The organism is Cryobacterium sp. 10I1, assembly GCF_035019805.1.
In the GTDB taxonomy this organism is placed as follows: Bacteria; Actinomycetota; Actinomycetes; order Actinomycetales; family Microbacteriaceae; genus Cryobacterium; species Cryobacterium glucosi.
This window is the reverse complement of record NZ_JASJVF010000033.1, coordinates 1-22,561: the sequence shown is the minus strand read 5'-3', so window position 1 is coordinate 22,561 and position 22,561 is coordinate 1. Positions and strand designations below refer to the sequence as shown.

Below are 22,561 nucleotides of genomic sequence, written 5' to 3'. Positions count from 1 at the left end.
GTGTCTCGTCACGGCGGATCGGGAGTGCCTTGCGGAAGTGTCCCAACCGGACTCTCCGGCACTGGCAGGGGCCAGCGCCCTGATCGGGCACGCGTCGGACGGTGCGACGGGCAGCGCGACGGGATATCCACACGACAGCAGCGCCCCGACCGTCGACGGTTCCCTACCGACGGTCGTCAACCGGATCGGGAATCTCGCGCTCGTGGCCCTGTCCGTCGGCGGAGCGGCACCCGGAAACGACAAACCGGCCTCCGTCCTTGTGGTCAAGGGCGAGGCCGGTTGGCGATTACGCGAGTTCTTCGGTGCCGGCTAGCAGAACGTGCCGGCTAGCAGAACGTGCCGGCTAGCAGAACGTGCCGGCTAGCCGGACATGCCGACTGGCCGACTCAGATGCCGAGGTTGGCTTCGAAGTCGCCCGCCTCGAGACGCTGCTTCATCGTGACGAGGAAGCGTGAGGCATCCGCGCCATCGATGATGCGGTGGTCGTAGGACAACGCCAGGTAGACCGAGGAGCGGATCGCGATGGCGTCGAGGCCACCGCTCGACACGACGAGCGGCTTCTTGTAGACGACGCCCGTTCCGAGGATCGCGCTCTGCGGCAGGAACACGACGGGGGTGTCGAACAGTGCCCCGCGCGAACCGGTGTTGGTCAGCGTGAAGGTGCCACCGGACAGCTCGTCGGGCTTGAGCTTGTTGTCCCGCGTGCGCTGGGCGAGGTCGGCGATCTGGGCCGCGAATCCGGCCAGGTCGAGTTCCGCGGCGTTACGCACGACCGGGGTGAGCAGACCGCGCTCGGTGTCTACGGCGATGCTGATGTTCTCCTGAGCCGGGTACACGATCGTGTCGCCGTCGATCGTGGCGTTGATGATCGGGTTCGCCTGGAGTGCTTCTGCGGCGGCAAGGGCGAAGAACGGCAGGAAGGACAGCTTGTTGCCGGTCTTCTCGAAGAAGGATGCCTTGACCTTGTCGCGGAAGATCGCGACGCGCGTGACGTCGACCTCGACGACGGTCGTCAGCTGGGCCGACGACTGCATCGAGATGACGGCGCGCTCGGCGACGACCTTGCGGAGCCGGGACATCGGCTTGGAGGTGCCGCGCAGCGGCGAGACCTCGAATGCCGGGGCGGATGCCGCGGCGCCGGCGGCCGGGATGGCTGCCGTGATGTCCTGCTTGCGGATACGTCCGCCGACACCGGTTCCGGTGACGCTGGACAGGTCGACGCCGGCCTCGTTCGCGAGCTTGCGGACGATCGGGGTCACGTAGCCGGAGGTGCCTGCGTGGGAGCCACGGGAGACGGCGGGCTCTGCCACGACGGGTGCCGCGACGGGCGCAGGCGCTGCGACCGCTGCCGGAGCCGCAACGGGAACCGGCGCAAAGACCGGTGCCGGTGCTGCGACGGGGACCGGGGCGTAGACCGGCTGGGCGACGGGCGGTGCGACGGGTGCTGCGACCGGGGCGGGTGCGTAGACCGGGGCTGCGACGGGAGCGGTGGCTGCAGGCGCCTCGACCACGGGAGCCGCGACCGGGGCCTCGACCACGGGAGCTGCGACCGGTGCGGGAGCGGCGGCGGCCGAACCGTCACCGATCAGGACCAGGGCGGTACCCACCTCGACGGTTTCGTCCTCCTGAACCAGGATCGCTTCGATGATGCCGGCAACGGGGGACGGGATCTCCGTGTCCACCTTGTCGGTCGATACTTCCAACAGGGGCTCGTCGACCTCGACGCGGTCGCCCACGTTCTTCAGCCAGCGGGTAACCGTACCCTCTGTGACACTCTCACCGAGTGCCGGAAGGCTAACGGATTCGCTCATGCGTTTGTCTCCTTCAAAACCATTATGTGATCTGTACTTAGCTTATAGACGGTCGGTAGCCGGGAAACGGCTACATCGCGTGGAGGGGCTTCCCGGCCAGGGCCAGGAATGCCTCGCCGAGCGCTTCGTTCTGGGTCGGGTGCGCGTGCAGGAACGGGGCGATGTCCTCCGGGTACGCCTCCCAGTTCACGACGAGCTGGCCTTCGCCGATGAGCTCGCCGACGCGCGCGCCGATCATGTGGATGCCGACGATCGGGCCGTCGTTGACCCGGACGACCTTGATCGAACCGCTCGTGCCGAGGATCGAGCTCTTGCCGTTGCCGCCGAGGTTGTACTCGTAGGACGAAACCTGGTCTGCGCCGAACTTCTCGGAGGCCTTCGCCTCGGAGTAGCCGACGGACGCGATCTCGGGGTCGCAGTATGTGACCTTCGGGATGTTCAGGTCTTCGACGATGATCGGGTTGAGGCCGGCGATCTCCTCGGCGACGAAGATGCCCTGCTGGAAGCCGCGGTGCGCGAGCTGCAGGCCGGGAACGATGTCGCCGACGGCGTAGACGCCGGGGATGTTCGTCGCGAGGCGTTCGTCCGTGAGGACGAAGCCGCGATCCATCGCCACGCCGACCTCGTCGAAGCCGAGTCCGGCCGTGACCGGTCCGCGTCCGACGGCGACGAGCAGGATCTCGGCCTCGACGGTCGAGCCGTTCTCGAGGGTGACGACAACGCCGTTCTCGTGCTGGGTCACGCTCTGGAAACGGATGCCGAGCGAGTACTCGATCCCGCGCTTGCGGAAGGCGCGCTCAAGCTGCTTGGAGACCGATTCCTCTTCGTTCGGGACGAGGTGCGGCAGCGCCTCGATGATGGTGACGTCTGCACCGAAGGACTTCCAGACGCTCGCGAATTCGACTCCGATGACGCCGCCGCCGAGCACGGCGACCTTGTTCGGGACGAAGTTCAACTCGAGGGCCTGCTCACTCGATATGACGCGGCCGCCGATCTCGAGGCCCGGGAGGGATCGCGAGTACGAGCCGGTGGCGAGGACGACGTTCTTGCCGACGATGCGGTCGTCGCCGACCTGGACGGTGTTCGGCGCCACGAGGCGGCCTTCGCCCTGGATGACGGTGATGCCGCGTGCCTTGATCAGGCCCTGGAGGCCCTTGTACTTGGATGCGACGATTCCCTCACGGAAGGCCGTGACGGTCGCCATGTCGATGCCCTCGAACTGGGTCTTCACGCCGTACTTCGCGGCTTCCCTGCTGACATCGGCCACCTCGGCCGAGTGCAGCAGGGCCTTCGTCGGGATACACCCGACGTGCAGGCAGGTGCCGCCGAGTTTTCCCTTCTCGATCAGGCCGACGGTCAGGCCGAGCTGGACGGCGCGCAACGCTGCTGCGTAGCCACCGCTTCCTCCACCGAGAACGACAAGGTCAAAATTCTGTTCCGACACTCAGGGACTCCCTTTTATTCACATACGGGCGCTGGACACAAGCGCGTACTCACAAGCGGAAAAGCACAAAAAGTCTGCGGGACGGGAATCGATGACACCCGTGAGCCGGGCGCTTTCTTCCCCATGCCACCTCGACTGTACTACGGGCGCGAAAAGTCCTCGGCCAGACGCAGCAAAGCGCGCACCGAAACGCCGGTGGGACCCGCGTTCGTGAAGCCCCAGCCGCCTCCGGTGTTGTGCGCAGGTCCGGCGATGTCGAGGTGCGCCCAGGGGATGGTCGCGGCATCGTCCCCGGTCCCGCGGGTCCCGATGAACTCGCGCAGGAAGACGGCGGCGAGGAGCATTCCGCCGGCACTCGAGCCCATCTTGGCGTTCGCTATGTCGGCGACGTCGGAGTTCAGCGTGGCGCGGAGCTCGTCGGGGAGCGGCATCGCCCACAGCTGTTCACCGACACCGGCACCGGCGGCGAGCACGCGGGCGACGAGGGCGTCTTCACCCATGACGCCGTAGTAGCGGTTGCCGAGGGCGACGATGGCGGCTCCCGTCAGGGTGGCGACATCGATGATCGCGTCGGGTTCTTCCTCACCCGCTGCGACAAGCCCGTCGGCGAGGACGAGACGACCCTCGGCATCCGTGTTGAGCACCTCGACCGTGCGGCCGCCGCGGATGCGAAGGACGTCGTTCGGGCGGATCGCATTGCCGGACGGCATGTTCTCCGCGATGCAGAGCCACGCAGTGATGCGCACGTCGAGGGAGAGGCGGGCCGCGGCGAGCACGACAGCGAGCACCGTTGCAGCGCCGGTCATGTCGTATTTCATGCCGACCATGGAGCCGGCCGGCTTGAGGGAGAGTCCGCCGGTGTCAAAGGTGATGCCCTTGCCGACGAGGGCGATGTGACGGCTCGCGGTTTCGGGCGCGTAGCTGACCTTGACCAGGCGCGGCGGACGGGTGGAACCCTGGCCGACGCCGGCGATGCCGCCGAAACCGTCGGCGGCGAGTTCGGCCTCGTCCCAGACCCTGACCGTGACGGGCAGGTCTGCGGCGGCGGCGACTGCGCGGTCGGCGAGTGCCTCGGGGTACAGATCGGACGCCGGCATGTTCACGAGGTCCTTGACGAGGGCGACGGCCTCCGACACGACGAGGGCGTGGGCGACGGCGTCCGTTCCGTCGAGCGCACTGTGCACGGTGACGCGGCCGGCGGGAAGCCGGGTGCCGGCGAGGGACGCCTGGCGGTACTCCGTGTACGAATAGGCTCCGAGCGCGGCGCCCTCTACGACGGCGGTGAGCTCGGCGGTGCTCGCGAGCGGGAACGCGAAGGCGACGCTCTCGACGCCGGTCAGCTGGCGGACGGCGGAACCGGCGGCCGCGCGCAGGGCGTCGACACCGGCGTCCTTGCCGAGTCCGACGATTGCGATCGTGCGCGCGCCGCCGACGGATGCCGGAATGCGGACCACCTGGTCCCGTGCGCCCGTGACGCCGAGGTCGGCGAGGACGGTGGACAGGGCCGTGAACGCCGGGTCGGCGAAGAGCACCGCGGAGTCTGCGGACTGGAGCGCGCCCACGATCAGGACGTCGGCGGTTGATTCGATGGCGGGTTGTGCGGACACGGAGAGAACGGGAGCGGTCATCCTTCGATGCTACTGGCCGCCCCTGTGCGGCCCGTTCGGCCGGTGATGCCTGCGTGGCCTGTTCGCTTACGGCACTATGCGGGGACCCGCGGATTCCCACCCGGCCGCGAGGACGCGGCCTAGTGTTAACGGCATGCGCGATCCTGGTGACATCTACGAGCTGACGGCTGAATCGGCATCCGTGCCCGAGGGCCTGAACCTCGTCGCGGGCCTGACCGGGTTCGCAGACGCCGGGGGAGCGGTGGCGCAGTTCACCGAATACCTGCTCGGAAACCTCACCCACACGCTGATCGCGTCCTTCGACGCGGATGTCCTCCTCGACTACCGGGCCAGGCGGCCGATCATCTACTTCGATCGCGACCACCTCACCGGCTACCAGCCGCCGGTGCTTCGGCTCTACCTCGCGCACGACGAGATCGGCCAGCCGTTCCTGCTGCTGTGCGGTTTCGAACCGGACTTCCGCTGGGAGCAGTTCACCGCCGCCGTCCTCGAGATCGGCAAGCGTTTCCGCGTCGCAGCGACGACGTGGGTGCACTCGATCCCGATGCCGGTTCCGCATACCCGCCCGATCGGCGTCACCGTGAGCGGCACCCGCTCAGACCTGATCGAGGGCATGTCCGTCTGGCGTCCGCACACCCAGGTTCCGTCCAATGTCCTGCACCTCGTGGAGTTGCGCCTGCACGAGAGCGGCGCCGCGGTCGTCGGGTTCGTGCTGCTCGTCCCGCACTACCTCGCAGACACCGAATTCCCGGCTGCAGCGCTGTCCGCCCTCGAGAGCACGAGCGCGGCAACCGGCCTGATCTTCCCGACGGACCAGCTCCGCGAGCAGAATCGCGATTTCATCAATCGGATCGACGAACAGGTGCGCGAGAACCCGGAGCTCGCGAAGCTCGTTGGCACCCTCGAGGAACGCTACGACACCTACATGGAGGGCAGCAGCGTGCGGTCGCCCCTGACCGATGAAGATGGCGAGCTTCCCAGCGCCGACGAGATCGCAGCAGAACTCGAGAACTTCCTCGCGACCCGCCGCAGCCGCGACGACGGCACGGGCGCCTGAGCCGAGGAACGGCCCGGACCGGATAGATTGGGAGCAATGAACTCCCGTCGCTCCTGGCTCATCTTCTCCATCGGGTCGTTCGCGTACCTATCGGCAGTCCTGCAGCGCACGTCGCTCGGCGTCGCCGGAGTCGCGGCGTCTGAGCGCTTCGGCGGCACCGCCGCGCTGCTCTCCAGCCTCGCCGTCGTGCAGCTCGTGGTCTACGCAGCGGCGCAGGTGCCTGTCGGGGTGCTCATCGACCGGTTCGGACCCCGGATCCTCGTGATCGTCGGGACAACGCTGATGATCGGCGGACAGGTCACCCTCGCGTTTTCCACCGACATCACCGCCGCCGTCGCCGGTCGGATGCTCGTCGGTGCGGGAGACGCCGCCATCTTCATCTCCATGATCCGCCTGATCGGATCCTGGTTCGACGGCCCCCTTGTGCCCCAGCTTTCGCAGTGGCTCGGCAACATCGGCCAGCTCGGCCAGGTCCTCTCCGCCGTTCCGCTCGCCTGGGTGCTGCACACCTTCGGCTGGACGCCCGCGTTCCTGTCCGCGGCATCCGTCGCCGTCGTCGCGCTCGTCGTCGTGATCGTCGTGATCGAGGACCGGCCGGTGGGATCGACGGACGAGGCTCGGCCGACGAGCCTGCGGGAGGCGCTCGTGCTGCTCAAGAAGAGCTTCCGCAGGCCGGGAACGCAGCTCGGATTCTGGTCGCACTACGTGACGCAGTCGCCAGGAACCGTTTTCAGCATGCTCTGGGGTTTCCCCTTCATGGTCTACGGCCTCGGCTACGACCCCGCTCTTGCCGCCTCGATGCTGATGGTGCTCGTCGCGGCCGGCATGGTTTTCGGCCCCATCCTGGGCATCCTCACCGCACGCTACCCCCAGCGCCGCAGCAACATCGTGCTCGCCGTTGTCATCCTGATGGCGGCGGCCTGGACCGTCGTCCTCGCCTGGCCGGGAACGCCACCGTTCTGGCTCATCATCCTACTCCTCGTCACCCTCGGAATCGGCGGCCCTGGCTCCCTGATCGGGTTCGACTTCGCTCGCAGCTTCAATCCGAAACGCAGCCACGGCTCGGCCAACGGCGTCGTGAACGTCGGCGGCTTCACGGCGAGTTTCGTGATGGTGTACCTGATCGGGGTCCTGCTCGACCTTCAGAATGGCTGGCGAGTCGCCGGGGGAGCGCCGAGCAACCTGTACTCCCTGGAATCCTTCCGGGTCGCCTTCCTCGTGCAGTTCCTGGTCGTCGGGATCGGCGTCGTGTTCCTGCTCCGCGCCCGGCGCCGCACCCGATTCCTGTTGTCCCGCGACGAGGGCGTCGAGGTGGCGCCCCTCTGGATCGCCGTGGCGCGGGCCTGGCGGCGTCCGCGTTCGCGCTGAGCGTGTTCGAGAGGCCGTGAACTGGCTCGTTATATACACAAAGCATGCAATAATTGTCAATAGGGCCCGTTCTGGTCCTGGGTGCACCGTTACCAGTTGATGGTGCGCAGCCCGGGACTTGACATGGGTCCTAGTACTGCCCAAAATCCATATCTGCCCGGCTTGGCGCACGGACCGTTTCCCCCGGTTCACCGCACCTGCGGGCAGCGCCGCCGGTGCACACCCGACGGCATGAGAGGTGTTCGAATGGCAACCCGCACAAAGACCGAGCCAACCGAAGAGACCACCGTTGCCGAGACGGATGCCGCGAAGAAGGCCCCCGCCAAGGCCCCGGCCCGCAAGGCAGCGGCGAAGGCCCCCGCCATCAAGCGCGCCCCCACCAAGGCCGCCGTCGCGAAGGCAGCCGCAGCGGCAGCTGCATCCGATGCCGCCGCCGTCGCTGCTGCCGGTTCAGGCAACGACGACGATGACGACGACGATGACGAGCACCGCACGCCGCGCAAGCGGGCCGGCGCGAAGTCCAAGGCCGGCGCGGACGACCACGACGACCTGAACGGTCACGATGAGGTCGAAGACGACCACAACGACGACGACCACGGCAAGAAGACGCCGACGGAGCCCCTCCCGAGCGGCGCGCTCGTCCTGTCCCTCGTCGACGACGAGGACGAGGTCCCCGTCTACTCGAGCGCCATCACCGGCGCAACGGCAGACCCCGTCAAGGACTACCTGAAGCAGATCGGCAAGGTCGCCCTGTTGAACGCGGCCGAAGAGGTCGAGCTCGCCATGCGCATCGAGGCCGGGCTGTTCGCAGAGGACAAGATGTCCCAGATGACCGACGCGGAAAAGAAGAGTGCGCTCGGGCGCGAACTCCTCTGGGTCGCCAAGGACGGCGCGCGCGCCAAGAGCCACCTTCTGGGTGCGAACCTGCGCCTCGTCGTCTCGCTCGCCAAGCGCTACACGGGCCGTGGAATGCAGTTCCTCGACCTGATCCAGGAAGGCAACCTTGGACTGATCCGCGCCGTCGAGAAGTTCGACTACACCAAGGGCTTCAAGTTCTCCACATACGCCACGTGGTGGATCCGCCAGGCGATCACACGCGCCATGGCCGACCAGGCCCGTACCATCCGCATTCCCGTGCACATGGTCGAGGTCATCAACAAGCTCGCCCGCGTGCAGCGCCAGATGCTCCAGGACCTCGGTCGCGAACCCACGCCGGAAGAACTGAGCCGCGAACTCGACATGACCCCGGAAAAGGTCGTCGAGGTGCAGAAGTACGGCCGCGAACCGATCTCCCTGCACACCCCGCTCGGCGAAGACGGCGACAGCGAATTCGGTGACCTCATCGAGGACACCGAGGCCGTCGTCCCCGCGGACGCCGTCGGATTCACCATGCTGCAGAAGCAGCTCGAGAGCCTGCTCGACTCGCTCTCCGAGCGCGAAGCCGGCGTGATCCGGATGCGCTTCGGCCTCGGCGACGGCATGCCCAAGACGCTCGACCAGATCGGTGACACCTTCGGAGTGACCCGCGAGCGCATCCGCCAGATCGAATCCAAGACGATGGCCAAGCTGCGTCACCCGTCGCGGTCGCAGTCACTACGCGACTACCTCGAATAGAATCCCGTGCGCTATGCACCGGCAATCCTGGTCGGCCGAACTGTGCGGGTCCTCGCGCGCTGGCGAAAGCCGGGCGGGGGATCCGCGGTTCCCGGCCTCGTCGTCAACAAGATCGCTCCGGGGTTCCTCGCGAGCGTTCTGAACGGCTTTCCAGACGGTCTCGTGATCGTGTCCGGCTCGAGCGGCAAGTCCACGACCACCAAGATGCTCGTCGCGGCCCTCCGTGCGCACGGCGTCACGGTGTTCACGAACCAGTCGACCGCCAACATCAGCCAGGGACTCACCTCCGCCCTGCTCGAGGAGGTCAGCCTCACCGGTCGGATCCACGGTGACATGGCCGTGCTCGAAATGGATGAGGGGCACGGCGCCCTCATCTCGGCGACGCTCAACCCCCGGGTCGTGGCACTGACGAACGTCATGGTCGACCAGATCGACCGTTTCCACGACTCCGACATGGTCGTGGCCATGCTGGCCAGGATCGCGAACCGTGCGAGCGGGACCGTCGTCATCAACGCAGACGACGCGTCCCTCCTCGGCCTCGTCGACCACCTCGACGGCCCGGCCGCCGTGGCCCGCTACGGTGTGACGGCGGAGATCCTCGCGGAGAACCCGCGCGGTCTCGGCTACAGCGTGACCGCGTCCGAGCGGATGCCGCCGGTCGGCGGCATCCTGCTCACGCGCGTCTCCGGTCGCTCGGCTTCGGTCCTGCTCGACGGCCGGTCCTTCGACCTCGGCTTGCCTGCGCGCGGCGTGCACTACGCCGTGGACGCACTCACCGCGATCGCGGCCGCCCGGGCCGCTCTCGGGGACCGCTTCGACGCGGCAACGGCCTGCGCCGCCGTATCCGCGATCCCGCCCGTCTTCGGCAGGGGCGAGATCGTCACCGTCCGCGGCCGCCGCGTCGAGTTCGTGCTCGTGCAGAACCCGGCGAGCTTCCAGCTCAACGTCGACAGCCTCGAACCCGGCCTCGACCAGGTCCTGGTCGCTATCGGGTCCGATGTCCGCGATCCGTCATACTTCTGGCCGGTCGACACCTCCGGCCTCGGCCGGGTGCTGATCGTGTCTGGATCGAAGGCCCACGACATTGCACTGCAGCTCGCATACGACGGGGTTGTCGTCGACCGGATCGAGCCAGACCTCGGCCGGGCACTCGACGACTTCCTGGCCCTGCCGGATCCGGAGCACGGCATCAAGACCATCATCTTCTCGGCGGATTCGATGCGGCGCACCCGCGCACACCTCGGCCTCGCCTCGAACCGGGAGGGTTGAGCCATGCGCGCACTCACGATACTGTCCGTGCTTCCCGAACTCCTCGACACCAACGGGGACGCCGCCAACGCACGCGTGCTCGCACAGCGCGCCCGCTGGGCCGGCTTCGACGCGACCATCGTGCCGGTCAGGTCGCTCGAGGAACTCCCGAGCAAGGTCGACGCGATCGTGATCGGTTCCGGAAACGACTCCGACCTCCTGGCGACGCGCGATCTCCTGGCCCCCCTGGTCAATGCTCTGCGCGCGTGGACAACGGCGGGCGTTCCCGTGCTCGCGGTCGGAACCGGCTGGGAACTCCTGAGCTGGGGAGTCGAACTCGCGGACGGCAGCGTCGTCGAAGGTCTCGGTCTCGTCGCGGGGCGTGCTGTCCCGCTCGCGGAGCGTGCGACGGGCGACCTTGTCGTCGAATCAGCGTTCGGCCGGCTCGTGGGCTTCGAGAACCACGCCCGCAGCTACGTCGGAGCGGAGGCATCCGTTCTCGGCCGGGTGCTCAGCGGCGTGGGCAACGGGGCGAAGACGGAGGGTCTCCGAATGGGGAGCTTCCTCGGCACGCACCTGCACGGTCCGGTCCTCGCCCGCAATCCGGGTCTGGCGGACCATATCCTCTCCGCAGCGGTCACGCGGGCAGGCGGCGTCTATGTGCGTTCGGAGCGCGCAGCTGCCGCCGATGCGATCGCGGAGGCCGCGACGGCCGTCGTGGTCTCCACCCTCAGCCTCGACGCGGACTCCTAGAGGCACAGCGGACAAGAAAACGGCGCCGCCGCGACCTCAGTCGCGTCGACGCCGTTTCCGGTCGTACTGCCTGTCGCGTTACGAACGCTGGTCTTCGAGGAGCCTGCTGGACTCGTCGTGCCAGCTGTCCGCGATGGCGGAGAGTTTTTCCTGGTGCTTGCGACCGTGGTGGGCGCAGAACATCAGTTCGCTGTTGTTGACGCTGACGCGAATGTACGCCTGCGCGCCACACGCGTCACACCTGTCGGCGGCCGTGAGCTGGTGCGTGGCGCTCTGGTTTTCGATGGCACCATGTGCTGCGATCTGGGACATTTTTTTCCTCCTCCAGACTGATACCAAGCGATACCAATTGAACTTGGTCCTATACAAACACGGCCGAGCCTCGATAAGGAGTCGATTCGGTTACATTTCGCTTACCGCGTAGCGGATTGCTCACTGCAGTGAGGAGGTGAGTCGCGCCAGGCTGTCACCGATTTTCTGGGTGACCGGCCGTGCGAGCCAGTCGGCTAGTTCGAGCCTGACGCTGTTGGCCCGGTAGCCGTCTTCGACGAGCCGCATGCCGGTTGTGAAGTCCCGTCCGTGGACGAGCACCGAAATCTCCATGTTGAGACGGAATGAGCGGATGTCCATGTTGCTCGATCCGATCACGGCGATGTCATCATCGATCGTGAAGTGCTTGGCATGCAGCACCGTCGGGGCTCGGTACAGGTAGATGGAGACGCCTGCGCGCAGCAATGCCTCGTAGTACGACCGCTGGGCGTGGTAGACGAGGGCCTGGTCTCCGACAGCGGAGACGAACAGCTCGACGTCGAGTCCGCGCGACGCCGCGGTGATGATCGCGAGGAGCGTGGACTCCTCCGGCACGAAATACGGGCTCGTGATACTCACCCGGCGTTCGGCCTTGTGGATCAGCAGGGCGTAGAGCTTCAGGTTGTTGTCGTTCTCGAAACTCGGCCCGCTCGGGACGACTTGCGCGTCCAGGCGCTCCACCCGGGGCTCGAGCAGCAGCGGGGTCGTGTCGAGCGGGAGCAGGGCATCTGTCTCGCTGTACCAGTCGGTGACGAAGACGGCGTCGAGCTCCCGGACGACCGGCCCGTCGAGCCGCACCATGAGCTCGTGCCAGCGCAGGCCTCTCGCGAGATTCTTCTTCTTCAGGTAGGTCGGGTCGATCAGGTTCTGCGAACCGGTGAACCCGATCCGACCGTCGACGACGACGAGTTTGCGGTGGTTGCGCAGGTCGGGTCGTTGCCAGTGCCCGCGCAACGGCCGGAGCGGGAGCATGGCGTGCCATTCGGCGCCCATGTCCGACAGGGCGGCGAGTGTCTCGGCCCGCCGGGGCAGGAGGAACCCGGAGAGATGGTCTGAGAGCACCCGGACGGTGACACCCCGCGCGATCGCCCGGCGCAGCGCGTCGAAGAACGGCTCCGTGACGCTGTCGAGCACGAGGATGTAGAACTGGACGTGCACGTACTCCGTCGCGGTGTCGACGGCCGCCGTCATGGCAGCAAGGGATCCTTCGTAGTCCGGAAGCAAGGCGGCTCGGTTGCCGCCGACCATGGGCAGCGCACCGAGGTTGACATTGAGCTGGACCGCGGACGGCAGCCACTGCGGCCACTGTTCGCGGTGGCTGACCTGGTGGAACCCTTCCGTCCGGGACAGGATGAGTTCGTTGACCTCGCGTTGCTTGTCCCGCCGAGGGGCGGGGAGCCGTCCGAACCCCACGAGCAGGAACGCGACGGCTCCGAGGTAGGGGATGAAGACGATCGTGAGTACCCAGGCGATCGCGCTCGCGGGCGACCGGTTCGCCGACACGAGCACGGTGGCCGTGAAGCCGACGATCACGTGCACCATGATCAGGACGAGAGCGACGGTTTCGAGATCCTGCATCCGGGTGCCTCAGCGGGTGTTCCGGGTCGGCGCGATGCTGTCCGCCGTGAAGTTCAGTGCGAGGTCGATCAGCAGCCGGGTGCCGAACCCCGTCGCCCCCTTGGTATTCCACAGCTCGTCTGTTTCCGACTGCATGGTACCCGCGATGTCGAGGTGAGCCCAGGGCACGTCCTTGACGAACTCGGCGAGGAACAGGGCGGCGGCCGTCGCCCCGGCGTACTTGCCGCCCATGTTCGACAGGTCGGCGACGTCGGACTTCAACTGGGGTCGGTAGCGGTGTTCGAGCGGCAGTTGCCAGATCGACTCCGCCGTAGCGCGAGACGCGGCGATGGCGCGGTCGACGAGGGCCTGGTTGTTTCCGAAGACGGCGGCCGTGTGCGTGCCCAGGGCCATCAGCGCGGCCCCGGTGAGCGTAGCGACGTCGATGATCGCGTCCGGATTCTCCTCGCCGGCCAGGACCAGGGCATCGGACATGACGAGGCGGCCTTCCGCGTCGGTGTTCTTGATCTCGACGGTGGTTCCGCCTCGGATGGTGAGGACGTCGCCGAGCTTCATGGCGGAGCCGCCCGGCATGTTGTCCGTGCACATCAGGAAGGCGGTCACCGCGGACGCGCAGTCCAGGGCGCGGAGTGCCGTCATCATGGCCAGGACGGCGGCGGCGCCGGCCATGTCCATCTTCATCAGCAGGTGCATCGGGTCGGAGGGCTTCAGCGAGATCCCGCCGGAGTCGTACATGATGCCCTTGCCGACCAGCGCGAGGTGGGCGGGAGGCGCCTCACCGTCCGTTGGCGCCGCACCGACCGTTGGCGGGGGAGAGTACGTCACCTTGATGATCCGTGGCTCTTCGACGCTTCCGGCATTCACGCCGAGGAGACCGCCACAGCCCAGCTCGATGATCTGCTGCTTGTCGAAGACATCGACGGCCAGCCCGTGTTCGAGGCCGAGGCCGATCGCGATGGTGCCGAGATCGGTGGCGGTGAGGTGACTCGGCGGAGTGTTGGCCAGGTCCCGGGCGAGATTTGTGGCGCGTGCGGTGATCTCGCCGACACGGACCCCCACGCGAGCCTGATCCGCGACCCCGGAGCCGGTACTCGGGGTGTCGAGGACGATGTCGAGGGTGACGAGCGCGCAATGGTCGGAGGAAGGCTGCAGCTCGACGTATCGGTAGCGGGCGAGCAGGACCCCTTCGACGACCGCCTGGCCGACGGTCGCAGCGTCGAGGGGGAAGGTGTCGCCGATCGCGAGTGCGATCCGGGGATAGCGCTGGGCCGCCCGCGCGAAGGTGGCCGCGACGTCGCGCAGGAGATCCGCATCCTGGGCATCCGCGGGTCCGGCACCGACGACGATGAAGATCGGACCGTTCGGTTGGGGGAGAAGCAGGGTCTGCCCGATGCTGCCGGTGAAGCCGGCAGAGACGAGGGTGGCCCGTTCGGCACCCAGCGTCAGGGGAAGGGGGCCATCCGGGCCGATGAGGAATCCGACGGCGTCAAGACCGACCGGCACCTCGGAGACGACGAGGATTCCGACAGCGGAGGCCGGAGTCTGGGATGGCGTCCGGGTGAACGATTCCGGGATGAGTTTGTATGTGCCGAGGGACATGCGCGGTCTACGCGATCGCCTGGGCCTTGAGCAGGGCGAATTCCGCATCGGTGAGGGCGCCGGCAGTGTGCAGCGCAGCGAGGCGCTCGATCTTGCTGATGATGTCCTCCTGGGGTGCCGCTGGCGGGACGGCGACAGGCGCCGTCGCAGCGATGGGCGCAGCGACGGCCGGGGCGGCTGCAGCAGCGGCCGCCTGCTTGCGTGCGGCGGAGCCGTGAACGGCATTGCTCGTCGCGGTTGCTGTTCCGACGATGACGGCAGTGCGTGCCGCACTTGCCGCGAGTCCGCGTGAACGTCGTCCGAATGCCATGGTGTTCCTCTCGAGTGGTTTAGCCGGGGTGGTGTTCGTGGTGTTGTGGTCGGGTCAGGTCAGGGGTGGAAAGGCCAGAAGACTGGAACCAGGAAGGTGGCAACGGCGACGAAGAGCAGCAGGAGGGGCAGCCCGAGCTTCCAGTAGTCGCCGAAGCGGTACGCTCCAGGCCCCATCACCATGGTGTTCGCCGGGGTCGCGACCGGGGTGAGGAACGATGCTGCCGCTGCGACCGTGACGCCCATCAGCAGGGGGAGCGGTGAGATCCCCGTTTCGGTTGCGATCGCGATGGCGATCGGACCAAGGATGAGTGCTGTGGCCATGTTGCTGATCAGCTGCCCGAGCACGCTCGTGACGACGGCGATACCGAAGAGCAGCAGATAGGGGCTCGAGGTGCCCACTGCGGCGACGAGCCCGTTCGCGATGACGTCGGCAGCGCCGGAGACCTGGATGGCGGTCGACAGCGGAATCATCCCGCCGACGAGGATGAGGGTCGTCCAGGAGATCGAGCGGTGCGCCTGGGAGACCGTGAGCACGCGCAGGAGGACCATCGCCGCCGCAGCGGTCAGGGCTGCAACCGCCGCAGGCACGATCCCGGTGGCAAGCAGGACGACCATGCCGGCGAGGATCACGAGGGCGGTCGTTGCGCGCGGGCCCATCGGCACGGCCTGGCGACGAATCAGCTGGGGTGCGTCGACGACGACGACGTTGGGGTCTGCGGTGTTCCGGTCGAGCGCCTGCCACGGGCCGCGCAGCAGCAGCACGTCTCCAGCGGCGAGGACGGCATCCGTCAGGTCCTCCCCGCTCCGCTGGATCGCGATGACGACGAGTTCCCCACTGTCCGTCACCATTCCCGTGAAGACGCTTTCACCCACGAAGGACGAGCGTGGTGCGATGACGACCTCTGTGACACCGTTCTTCCGGCCCAGCAGGCTTCCCGCGTCCGCGAGAGAGTACTGGGCTGCGAGGGTACGCGCGTGGTCGCTGAGATCCTTGGGCGCGACCTGGGCGGTTCGGTTGGGCAGGAGCCTCGGGCCGAGGAATACGGTGATCAGGATGGTCCCGACGACGAGCGGGAGGCCGACGAGGCCGAATTCGAAGAATCCGAACGGTGCATGGCCCGTGCTGACCGCGAGCTCGGAGACGAGCACATTGACCGGGGTTCCGGTCAGGACGAGAAGGGACCCGGCATGTGCGCCGAAGGCGAGTGGCATCAGCATCTGGGAAGGAGGCTGCCGAATCCGGATCGCGAGCACGACGACCATCGGGAGCAGGGACGCGACGGCGCCGTTGACGCTGATCAGGGCGGTGACGACCGCAACGAGCAGCATCACGAACGTCACGATGATGCGCCGGTTCGTTCCGGTGCGTTTGGTGAGCTGCTGGCCGGCCCAGGTGGTCACCCCGGTCGCGTCGAGTGCTTCGCTGACGACGAACAGGGCGGCGATGAAGACGATGACCGGGTCGCCGAACCCCGCCAGGGTCTGCTCGAAAGAAATCACACCGGTCAGGAAAAGCGACAGCGCGACGCCGATGGCGACGATCTCCACGGGAACCGCGTTCCAGACGAAGAGCACGATCGCGGCGAGAAGCACGAGCAGGGTGATCGAGATGTCGTTCACGGCTGCGCCCCAGGATGCCGGTGAACGGCGTCGCCGCGTGGCCTGCTCATGACCGGGAGGCCGGCCGTTCCAGGCCGTCCTCGTCGTCGTCCGGTTCCTTGCCGCTCGAGAGCGCCGCGGGGATGTCCCCGGGAATGTAGTCCGGCATCCGCCCGGCCGGGATGATCGCGAGGAGTGCGATGCCGGCGAGGCCGAGCAGCGAGATCTGCAGGGCACGGAGCCGCGCGTCCTCGTTGATGGCAACGGCCTCTGCAACCTGCTCCGGGGTGGCGGATGTCTGGCTCAGGACCGACTCGAGGTGGTCGTTGGTGACGAAGTTCACACTGTCGAGGGGCACTTGCGCGACCAGTTCCGGCGGCAGGGCCTGGCTGCTCGCGACACTCGACGCCACGATCGCGCTGAGGATTCCGACGGCGAAGACGCTCGCGACGGCGATGCCGACGCTCCCCGAGATGTTGTGGACGAGGCCGCGCCAGGCGCCTACGTCTCCGGCGAGGCGTTTCGGGGCCGCGGAGAGCAGGGTGTTGAACACGAGCGCCACAATCGCCCCCTGGCCGAGGCCGAGGATGATGAGGCCGATGACGACGGCGAACTGTTCCCATTCGTTCCGGATCGTGAAGGCGAGGATCACCAGCCCGAGGGCGACGACGACGAACCCCACCCGGGCGATCTGGTGCGGCGGGTACCGCTTGTACAGGGTGGCCACGACGGAGCTGGCGATGAAGATCGAGAGGGTGTACGGGATGATCGAGATCGAGGTCTGGAAGCTCGACCGGCCCTGCACGATCTGGATGTAGAGCGGGATCAGGAAGTTCGCCGCGGTTCCCACGAACAGCATCGCCGCCATCGCGAAGGTCGTCGCCTTCTCGGATCCGGACTTCAGCACCTCGAGGTCGAAGATCTGCGGCAGGTGCGCGGCCTTCCTCCGGCGCAACCACACGAAGAACGCCTGCCCGCCGATCGCCCCGAGGAGGATCAGGACCGGCGCAGGGGAGACCCCCAGGACCGTGAAAGGCGCGCTGGGCGTGGCCAGGACCACGCCCCAGGAATTCAGGCCGCTGAACCCGAAGCTCAGCAGGATGATGGACCCCGCAGCGAGGACGGCGCCGACCCAGTCGATCACGACGGCGGGCTGGGGCGGCACGACCTTCAACCGGAAACTCAGCAGCAGGTTCACTGCCGCGAGCGCCACGATCAGGGCGAAGGAATACCGCCAGCCGATCGTGGACGCGAAGGTACCCGCGATGAGGAGCGCGAGCACCCCGGCCGCGGGGATGGCCGCCGCGAGGAACCCGATTGAGCGGGCCTGCTGCTCACCGGAATAGTTCGCCGCGATGAACACCACGAGCGCCGGCGCGATCAACGCGATCACCGCACCGGACGCGGCTTGCGCGATGAACAGCATCGTCGGACTCACACTCACGGCAACGGCCGCCATCGCGAGTCCATGGATGACGACTGCGATCTGGAACACCCGGCGGGACCCGAACTTCGCACCCAGCTTGGCACCGAGCAGGATGAACGCCGCCATCGCGAACGTGCCCGCGGTGATCGCCGTCCCCACACTCGTCGCTGGAGTGTTCAGATCCGTCGTGATGCCCTGCATCGACACCGTCAACGCATTCACCGCGAACGACGCCTGAATCTGCGTGAGCACGACCACGACCAACGGCAACCACGACGCTGCAACGGCAGGGCGGGTGGCACCCCCGGGTACGACGGTCTCTGAGGACATCCTTCACGCTCCCATCTGGGTTTCCGACTGGTTCTGTCTGGGTCTGTCCGGCGAATTCTTGTCAGACTAGGGCCACTGATCCGGCGTCCAGCAGAGTTGGCGCAGGACTGCGCTTGTGCTGGCGCAAGAACGCCGTGCCGGGTCCGGAGCTGTCAGGCGACAACCCGGAGTTCTTCCGCGTTGCATTGTGTTCCCGTTTGGGGGGCGATAGCCTGCGGTTCTGGAATGGATCGCAGGTCTGCGTCGCAGCGGGCCGCGCGGAGATCGCGCAGCAGAAGTGAGGGGTTTCAGATGTGGGTGCCGGTGTCCAGCGACGCGGTGCGGCATCTCACCGTTCAGTCCGGCATCCCGGTTCCGCTTCCCGACGACGCTGTCGGCTTCCTCGCGCAGCGCCTCGAGGTTCCGGCCTCTGACGTGTTTCATTTTTCGGCGATCAGGAAAGTGATCGGCAGCACGACGGTGACGCTCGCCACCCAGTCGGCCTTCCGCTACACAGGGGGCACCGATTCCACCGCGGGGGTCCTGCACGTCGGTTTCATGCTCAATGGCAGCATGACGATCGGACTCGGTCAGCACCCGCCCCAACGGTTCAGCCCGATCAGCGCATACGTGATGCCGGCGGGGGTCGCGTCGTCCGTCCAGACGACGGAGGTCACGCGCGGACTCGGCATCCAGCTTCCCCAGGCCCGCCTGATAGCGAGGGGGATCCAGCTCGAGGGTGAACGCCTGCGCCTCGAACGCTCGGCGTCTCTCGCCGCGCCCCTGCGGGTCCTGGCGCTCGCGGTGGTCGAAGCGGCCTGGACGCCGACGGCCATCGGAGTGTCTGTCACAGAGAGGACGATCGAGGACCTCGTGGTCGGCATTTTTCTGGAGGGCGACGGTTATGCCATGGACAGCGCTGACCTCCGGGCGGGCCTGCGCATGCGCGCCGTCGCCCACATCGAGGCCAGGCACCGGAACCGCGATCTCAGTCCTGCTGTCGTTGCCGCCCAGCTGGGGATCTCCCTGCGGCACCTGCAGCGCGCGTTCGAGGGCGGGGGCAGTACTGTCGCCGCGGAGATCAGCCGGTGTCGCGCGGAGTCTGCCGCCCAGCTGCTGCTCGCACCGCGCACGGCGGGGCTGACAATCGCCGACATCGCAACGCGTTCCGGATACACGTCCGCTTTCGAGCTCCGCGCCGGGTTCCGCGCACGGTATGGCGTCCTGCCCTCCCAGTACCGCATCGGCGGCATCGCCCTGCCGGAGACACGAGCGTCCGGACGTGCGTAATCCCCGGTCCTCGGCCAGTATTCTTGGGACGGTGAGTTCTTCTGACTATTCCGCCCGCCACCTCTCGGTCCTCGAAGGCCTCGAGGCCGTGCGCAAGCGCCCCGGCATGTACATCGGCTCGACCGACTCCCGGGGGTTGATGCACTGCCTCTGGGAGATCATCGACAACTCCGTCGACGAGGCGCTCGGCGGATTCGGTGCCGGAATCGACATCGTGCTGCACCCGGACGCGAGCGTCGAGGTCAGCGACACCGCCCGCGGTATCCCCGTTGACATCGAACCGAAGACCGGACTGACCGGCGTCGAGGTCGTCTTCACCAAATTGCACGCCGGCGGCAAGTTCGGCGGCGGTTCGTATGCGGCGTCGGGTGGACTGCACGGAGTCGGCGCATCCGTCGTGAATGCCCTGTCGGAGCGCCTCGACGTCGAGGTCGACAGGGACGGCAAGACCTGGGCGATGTCCTTCCACCGCGGTGAACCCGGACTGTTCGCCGACACCGGGGAGAAGAGTCCGGACGCCCCCTTCACCCCCTTCGAACACCAGAGCGAACTCCGTGTGGTCGGCAAGGTCCGTCGAGGCGTCACGGGAACCCGTATCCGCTATTGGGCGGATCGGCAGATCTTCACCAAGGGCGCGACGTTCCAGACCGAGGAACTGCTCGAACGGGCCAGGCAGACGGCGTTCCTCGTTCCCGGGCTCGCCTTGTCGATCGACGACCGCCGTGGCGATGAGCCCGTTGTCGAGGTATTCCGGTTCGAGGGTGGCATCTCCGAGTTCGTCGAGCACCTCTCGACGGATGCCGCGATCACGGACACCTGGCGCCTCACCGGCCACGGCACGTTCACCGAAACCGTTCCTGTGCTGATGCCGACGGGTGCCATGGTCCCGACCGAGCTCGTCAGGGACTGCGCCGTCGATATCGCGCTGCGCTGGGGGACCGGCTACGACACGATCGTCCGCAGTTTCGTGAATATCATCGCGACGCCCAAGGGCGGCACCCACCAGGCCGGATTCGACGCCGGGCTGATCAAGTTCCTCAGGGCCCAGGTCGAACTCAACGCGCGCAGGCTCAAGATGGGTTCTGACAAGCTCGAGAAGGACGACGTGATGGCGGGGCTCACCGCCGTGCTCACCGTGCGTCTGCCCGAGCCGCAGTTCGAGGGACAGACCAAGGAGGTCCTCGGAACGCCCGCCGTGCGCGCGATCGTCGCGAACGTCGTCGCCCAGGCGATGAACGAACGCTTCGTGTCCACCCGGCGCGACGACAAGACGCAGGCGGCCGTGCTGCTCGACAAGATCGTCGCGGAGATGAAGTCGCGCATTTCCGCCCGTGCCCACAAGGAGACGCAGCGGCGCAAGAACGCCCTCGAAAGCTCCTCCCTGCCCGCGAAGCTCGTCGACTGCCGCAGCAACGACGTGCTGAACAGCGAACTGTTCATCGTCGAAGGCGACTCGGCGCTCGGCACCGCCAAGCTCGCGCGCGACAGCGAGCACCAGGCCCTGCTGCCCATCCGCGGCAAGATCCTGAACGTGCAGAAGGCATCCGTCGCCGACATGCTCTCCAACCTCGAGTGCGCCTCGATCATCCAGGTCATCGGCGCCGGCTCCGGCCGCAGCTTCGATCTCTCGGCGGCGCGCTACGGCAAGGTCATCATCATGAGCGATGCGGATGTCGACGGGGCGCACATCCGCACCCTGCTGCTAACCCTGTTCTTCCGGTACATGCGCCCGATGATCACAGAGGGGCGGGTGTTCGCCGCGGTGCCGCCCCTGCACAGAGTGGTCGTGATGAACCCGGGCTCGAAGCCCAATGAGACCATCTACACCTACTCGGAACCCGAGCTGCACAGCGTGCTTGCGGCCCTGAAGAAAAGCGGAAAGCGGTACCAGGACCCGATCCAGCGGTACAAGGGGCTCGGCGAGATGGACGCGGACCAGCTGGCGACGACGACGATGGAGCGCTCGCACCGGATGCTCCGCCGCGTGCGGGTCGCCGATGCCGAGCAGGCCGGCAAGGTCTTCGAACTCCTGATGGGCAACGACGTCGCCCCGCGCAAGGAGTTCATCATCGAAAGCTCGGACAAGCTCAGCAGGGACCGCATCGACGTGTAATGCCTGTTCACGGTGATATGGTCGCCGCACACTGCCGGCACTGGCGCCGGCACAAGGCGGAGGGCATTCCAGATGAGCACCCAGGCGGACCAGGCAGGATTCCAGCAGGCACGGTTCACGGGCCGGACCGTCATCGTGACCGGGGCGGGCAGCGGCATCGGGAGGGCGACGGCGCTCCGGCTCCTCAGCGAGGGCGCCCGCGTCATCGCCGCCGATATCTCGGCGGAGCGTCTCGCGGCTCTGGAGCAGAGCAGCGGCAGCGGGGAGCTCGTCGGCGTGGCCGGCGACGTGAGCCTGCAAGCGGATGTCGACGCGCTCGTGCTGGCCGCGGGACCCACGGTCGACGGGCTGGTCAACAATGCCGGGATCATGGACTCGTTCCTCCCGACGGCGGAGATCACCGACGAGGTGTGGGAGCGGGTCTTCCGGGTGAACGTGACCTCGCAGATGCGGCTGATGCGTGCCGTGCTGCCCGGCATGGTCTCGGCCGGTTTCGGGCGGATCGTGAACATCGCAAGCGAGGCAGGCATCCGCGCGGGAGCATCGGGCACCACGTACAGCGCGTCCAAGCACGCCGTGATCGGACTGACCAAGAGTACGGCGTTGTTCTACGGGCCGAAGGGGGTGCGCTGCAATGCGGTGGCGCCCGGCGCGGTGAAGACGAACATCGAGGCTCCGTTCCTGTCCGCGTGGGCCGCCGAGCGTCTCGGACCGATCATGCAGACGACCATTCCGGCCCCTGCGGAGCCGGAGGAGCTGGCCGCGTCCATTTGCTGGTTGCTGAGCGAGGACTCGCCCAACGTCAATGGAGCCGTCCTGATGTCCGACGGCGGCTGGTCGACAATCTAGCGAACGCCGGTCTGCGGAGGTCAGGCGGGCGGGGCGAACGCGGAACTGGGCAGGTCGCGCTCCCCGGCGGCGATGGCGCCGACGATCCGCGCGGCCACGGCCTCCGGCTGCAGACCGGCAGGGAAGTTCGGCGCGACGCCTGAGATCGGGTGGTCGGCGAGGCCGGTTTCGGTGTGTCCGGGGCGGACGTGCCCGGAAGATTCTGGTTGCGGTTGTACCCGTTGTCGAGTTGCCCGGAGTTGCCCGCGGCCTTG

At 67.3% G+C, this 22,561-nt stretch carries 17 protein-coding genes and 2 pseudogenes; 9 read left to right on the top strand and 10 right to left on the bottom strand.

Features of this window, described 5'->3' with window-relative positions:
* Nucleotides 1-313: pseudogene (locus QN345_RS05310) on the top strand (hypothetical protein); the annotation flags it as partial.
* A gap of 73 nt (nucleotides 314-386) precedes the next feature.
* Here QN345_RS05310 and QN345_RS05305 read toward each other — a convergent pair.
* The 3 genes from QN345_RS05305 to QN345_RS05295 all read right to left on the bottom strand — a co-directional run bounded on the left by QN345_RS05305 (nucleotide 387) and on the right by QN345_RS05295 (nucleotide 4,883).
* The gene (locus tag QN345_RS05305) at nucleotides 387-1,811 is read right to left on the bottom strand and encodes a 2-oxo acid dehydrogenase subunit E2 (protein ID WP_322135865.1); all 1,425 of its coding nucleotides are present in this window, start codon (nucleotides 1,809-1,811) and stop codon (nucleotides 387-389) included.
* 70 nt (nucleotides 1,812-1,881) lie between these two features.
* Entirely contained in the window at nucleotides 1,882-3,255 is a 1,374-nt protein-coding gene (lpdA, locus tag QN345_RS05300) for a dihydrolipoyl dehydrogenase (RefSeq protein WP_322135864.1), read from the bottom strand.
* 140 nt (nucleotides 3,256-3,395) lie between these two features.
* Nucleotides 3,396-4,883, bottom strand: a complete 1,488-nt coding sequence (locus QN345_RS05295; RefSeq protein WP_322135863.1) for a leucyl aminopeptidase — start codon at nucleotides 4,881-4,883, stop codon at nucleotides 3,396-3,398.
* 133 nt (nucleotides 4,884-5,016) lie between these two features.
* Here QN345_RS05295 and QN345_RS05290 point away from each other — a divergent pair, with 133 nt between their 5' ends.
* From QN345_RS05290 to QN345_RS05270, 5 genes are all read left to right on the top strand, one after another.
* The gene (locus QN345_RS05290; RefSeq protein ID WP_322135862.1) at nucleotides 5,017-5,940 is read left to right on the top strand and encodes a PAC2 family protein; all 924 of its coding nucleotides are present in this window, start codon (nucleotides 5,017-5,019) and stop codon (nucleotides 5,938-5,940) included.
* A 36-nt stretch (nucleotides 5,941-5,976) separates the two neighbouring features.
* The gene (locus QN345_RS05285) at nucleotides 5,977-7,308 is read left to right on the top strand and encodes an MFS transporter (RefSeq protein ID WP_322135861.1); all 1,332 of its coding nucleotides are present in this window, start codon (nucleotides 5,977-5,979) and stop codon (nucleotides 7,306-7,308) included.
* Nucleotides 7,309-7,554: 246 nt separating this feature from the next.
* The gene (locus QN345_RS05280) at nucleotides 7,555-8,922 is read left to right on the top strand and encodes an RNA polymerase sigma factor (protein WP_134561085.1); all 1,368 of its coding nucleotides are present in this window, start codon (nucleotides 7,555-7,557) and stop codon (nucleotides 8,920-8,922) included.
* A 6-nt stretch (nucleotides 8,923-8,928) separates the two neighbouring features.
* Entirely contained in the window at nucleotides 8,929-10,191 is a 1,263-nt protein-coding gene (locus QN345_RS05275; protein WP_322135858.1) for a MurT ligase domain-containing protein, read from the top strand.
* A 3-nt stretch (nucleotides 10,192-10,194) separates the two neighbouring features.
* Nucleotides 10,195-10,923 carry a type 1 glutamine amidotransferase gene (locus tag QN345_RS05270; protein WP_134558416.1) on the top strand — a complete coding sequence of 243 codons (729 nt, stop codon included), beginning with the start codon at nucleotides 10,195-10,197 and terminating at the stop codon, nucleotides 10,921-10,923.
* 78 nt (nucleotides 10,924-11,001) lie between these two features.
* On the opposite strand, the gene QN345_RS05265 is transcribed toward QN345_RS05270, so the two are convergent.
* From QN345_RS05265 to QN345_RS05240, 6 genes are all read right to left on the bottom strand, one after another.
* Nucleotides 11,002-11,235, bottom strand: a complete 234-nt coding sequence (locus QN345_RS05265) for a hypothetical protein (RefSeq protein ID WP_134446517.1) — start codon at nucleotides 11,233-11,235, stop codon at nucleotides 11,002-11,004.
* A gap of 120 nt (nucleotides 11,236-11,355) precedes the next feature.
* Entirely contained in the window at nucleotides 11,356-12,810 is a 1,455-nt protein-coding gene (gene cls / locus QN345_RS05260; protein WP_322135855.1) for a cardiolipin synthase, read from the bottom strand.
* 9 nt (nucleotides 12,811-12,819) lie between these two features.
* Nucleotides 12,820-14,409 carry a leucyl aminopeptidase gene (locus tag QN345_RS05255; RefSeq protein ID WP_322189675.1) on the bottom strand — a complete coding sequence of 530 codons (1,590 nt, stop codon included), beginning with the start codon at nucleotides 14,407-14,409 and terminating at the stop codon, nucleotides 12,820-12,822.
* A 7-nt stretch (nucleotides 14,410-14,416) separates the two neighbouring features.
* Nucleotides 14,417-14,719, bottom strand: coding sequence for an SHOCT domain-containing protein (locus QN345_RS05250; RefSeq protein WP_134558414.1), 303 nt, complete (start codon nucleotides 14,717-14,719; stop codon nucleotides 14,417-14,419).
* Between the two features lie 59 nt (nucleotides 14,720-14,778).
* Nucleotides 14,779-16,341, bottom strand: coding sequence for an SLC13 family permease (locus QN345_RS05245; RefSeq protein WP_134558413.1), 1,563 nt, complete (start codon nucleotides 16,339-16,341; stop codon nucleotides 14,779-14,781).
* Nucleotides 16,342-16,387: 46 nt separating this feature from the next.
* Nucleotides 16,388-18,076 carry an MFS transporter gene (locus QN345_RS05240; RefSeq protein ID WP_322135850.1) on the bottom strand — a complete coding sequence of 563 codons (1,689 nt, stop codon included), beginning with the start codon at nucleotides 18,074-18,076 and terminating at the stop codon, nucleotides 16,388-16,390.
* A 291-nt stretch (nucleotides 18,077-18,367) separates the two neighbouring features.
* Between QN345_RS05240 and QN345_RS05235 the strand changes: the two genes are divergently transcribed.
* The 3 genes from QN345_RS05235 to QN345_RS05225 all read left to right on the top strand — a co-directional run bounded on the left by QN345_RS05235 (nucleotide 18,368) and on the right by QN345_RS05225 (nucleotide 22,307).
* The gene (locus QN345_RS05235; RefSeq protein WP_322189676.1) at nucleotides 18,368-19,345 is read left to right on the top strand and encodes a helix-turn-helix transcriptional regulator; all 978 of its coding nucleotides are present in this window, start codon (nucleotides 18,368-18,370) and stop codon (nucleotides 19,343-19,345) included.
* Between the two features lie 31 nt (nucleotides 19,346-19,376).
* A complete protein-coding gene (locus tag QN345_RS05230; protein ID WP_134446524.1) occupies nucleotides 19,377-21,458 on the top strand; it encodes a DNA gyrase/topoisomerase IV subunit B in 2,082 nt (693 codons plus the stop codon).
* Between the two features lie 72 nt (nucleotides 21,459-21,530).
* Entirely contained in the window at nucleotides 21,531-22,307 is a 777-nt protein-coding gene (locus tag QN345_RS05225) for an SDR family NAD(P)-dependent oxidoreductase (protein WP_134446525.1), read from the top strand.
* Between the two features lie 20 nt (nucleotides 22,308-22,327).
* On the opposite strand, the pseudogene QN345_RS05220 reads toward QN345_RS05225, so the two are convergent.
* Nucleotides 22,328-22,561 (bottom strand): annotated as a pseudogene (locus tag QN345_RS05220) (hypothetical protein); the annotation flags it as partial.

Excerpts from the sequence above, each read along its gene's own strand:
- QN345_RS05305 (WP_322135865.1), bottom strand. The coding sequence starts at position 1,811 with ATGAGCGAATCCGTTAGCCTTCCGGCACTCGGTGAGAGTGTCACAGAG.
- QN345_RS05295 (WP_322135863.1), bottom strand. The coding sequence starts at position 4,883 with ATGACCGCTCCCGTTCTCTCCGTGTCCGCACAACCCGCCATCGAATCA.
- QN345_RS05290 (WP_322135862.1), top strand. The coding sequence starts at position 5,017 with ATGCGCGATCCTGGTGACATCTACGAGCTGACGGCTGAATCGGCATCC.
- QN345_RS05285 (WP_322135861.1), top strand. The coding sequence starts at position 5,977 with ATGAACTCCCGTCGCTCCTGGCTCATCTTCTCCATCGGGTCGTTCGCG.
- QN345_RS05280 (WP_134561085.1), top strand. The coding sequence starts at position 7,555 with ATGGCAACCCGCACAAAGACCGAGCCAACCGAAGAGACCACCGTTGCC.
- QN345_RS05270 (WP_134558416.1), top strand. The coding sequence starts at position 10,195 with ATGCGCGCACTCACGATACTGTCCGTGCTTCCCGAACTCCTCGACACC.
- QN345_RS05265 (WP_134446517.1), bottom strand. The coding sequence starts at position 11,235 with ATGTCCCAGATCGCAGCACATGGTGCCATCGAAAACCAGAGCGCCACG.
- cls (WP_322135855.1), bottom strand. The coding sequence starts at position 12,810 with ATGCAGGATCTCGAAACCGTCGCTCTCGTCCTGATCATGGTGCACGTG.
- QN345_RS05255 (WP_322189675.1), bottom strand. The coding sequence starts at position 14,409 with ATGTCCCTCGGCACATACAAACTCATCCCGGAATCGTTCACCCGGACG.
- QN345_RS05250 (WP_134558414.1), bottom strand. The coding sequence starts at position 14,719 with ATGGCATTCGGACGACGTTCACGCGGACTCGCGGCAAGTGCGGCACGC.
- QN345_RS05240 (WP_322135850.1), bottom strand. The coding sequence starts at position 18,076 with ATGTCCTCAGAGACCGTCGTACCCGGGGGTGCCACCCGCCCTGCCGTT.
- QN345_RS05235 (WP_322189676.1), top strand. The coding sequence starts at position 18,368 with ATGTGGGTGCCGGTGTCCAGCGACGCGGTGCGGCATCTCACCGTTCAG.
- QN345_RS05225 (WP_134446525.1), top strand. The coding sequence starts at position 21,531 with ATGAGCACCCAGGCGGACCAGGCAGGATTCCAGCAGGCACGGTTCACG.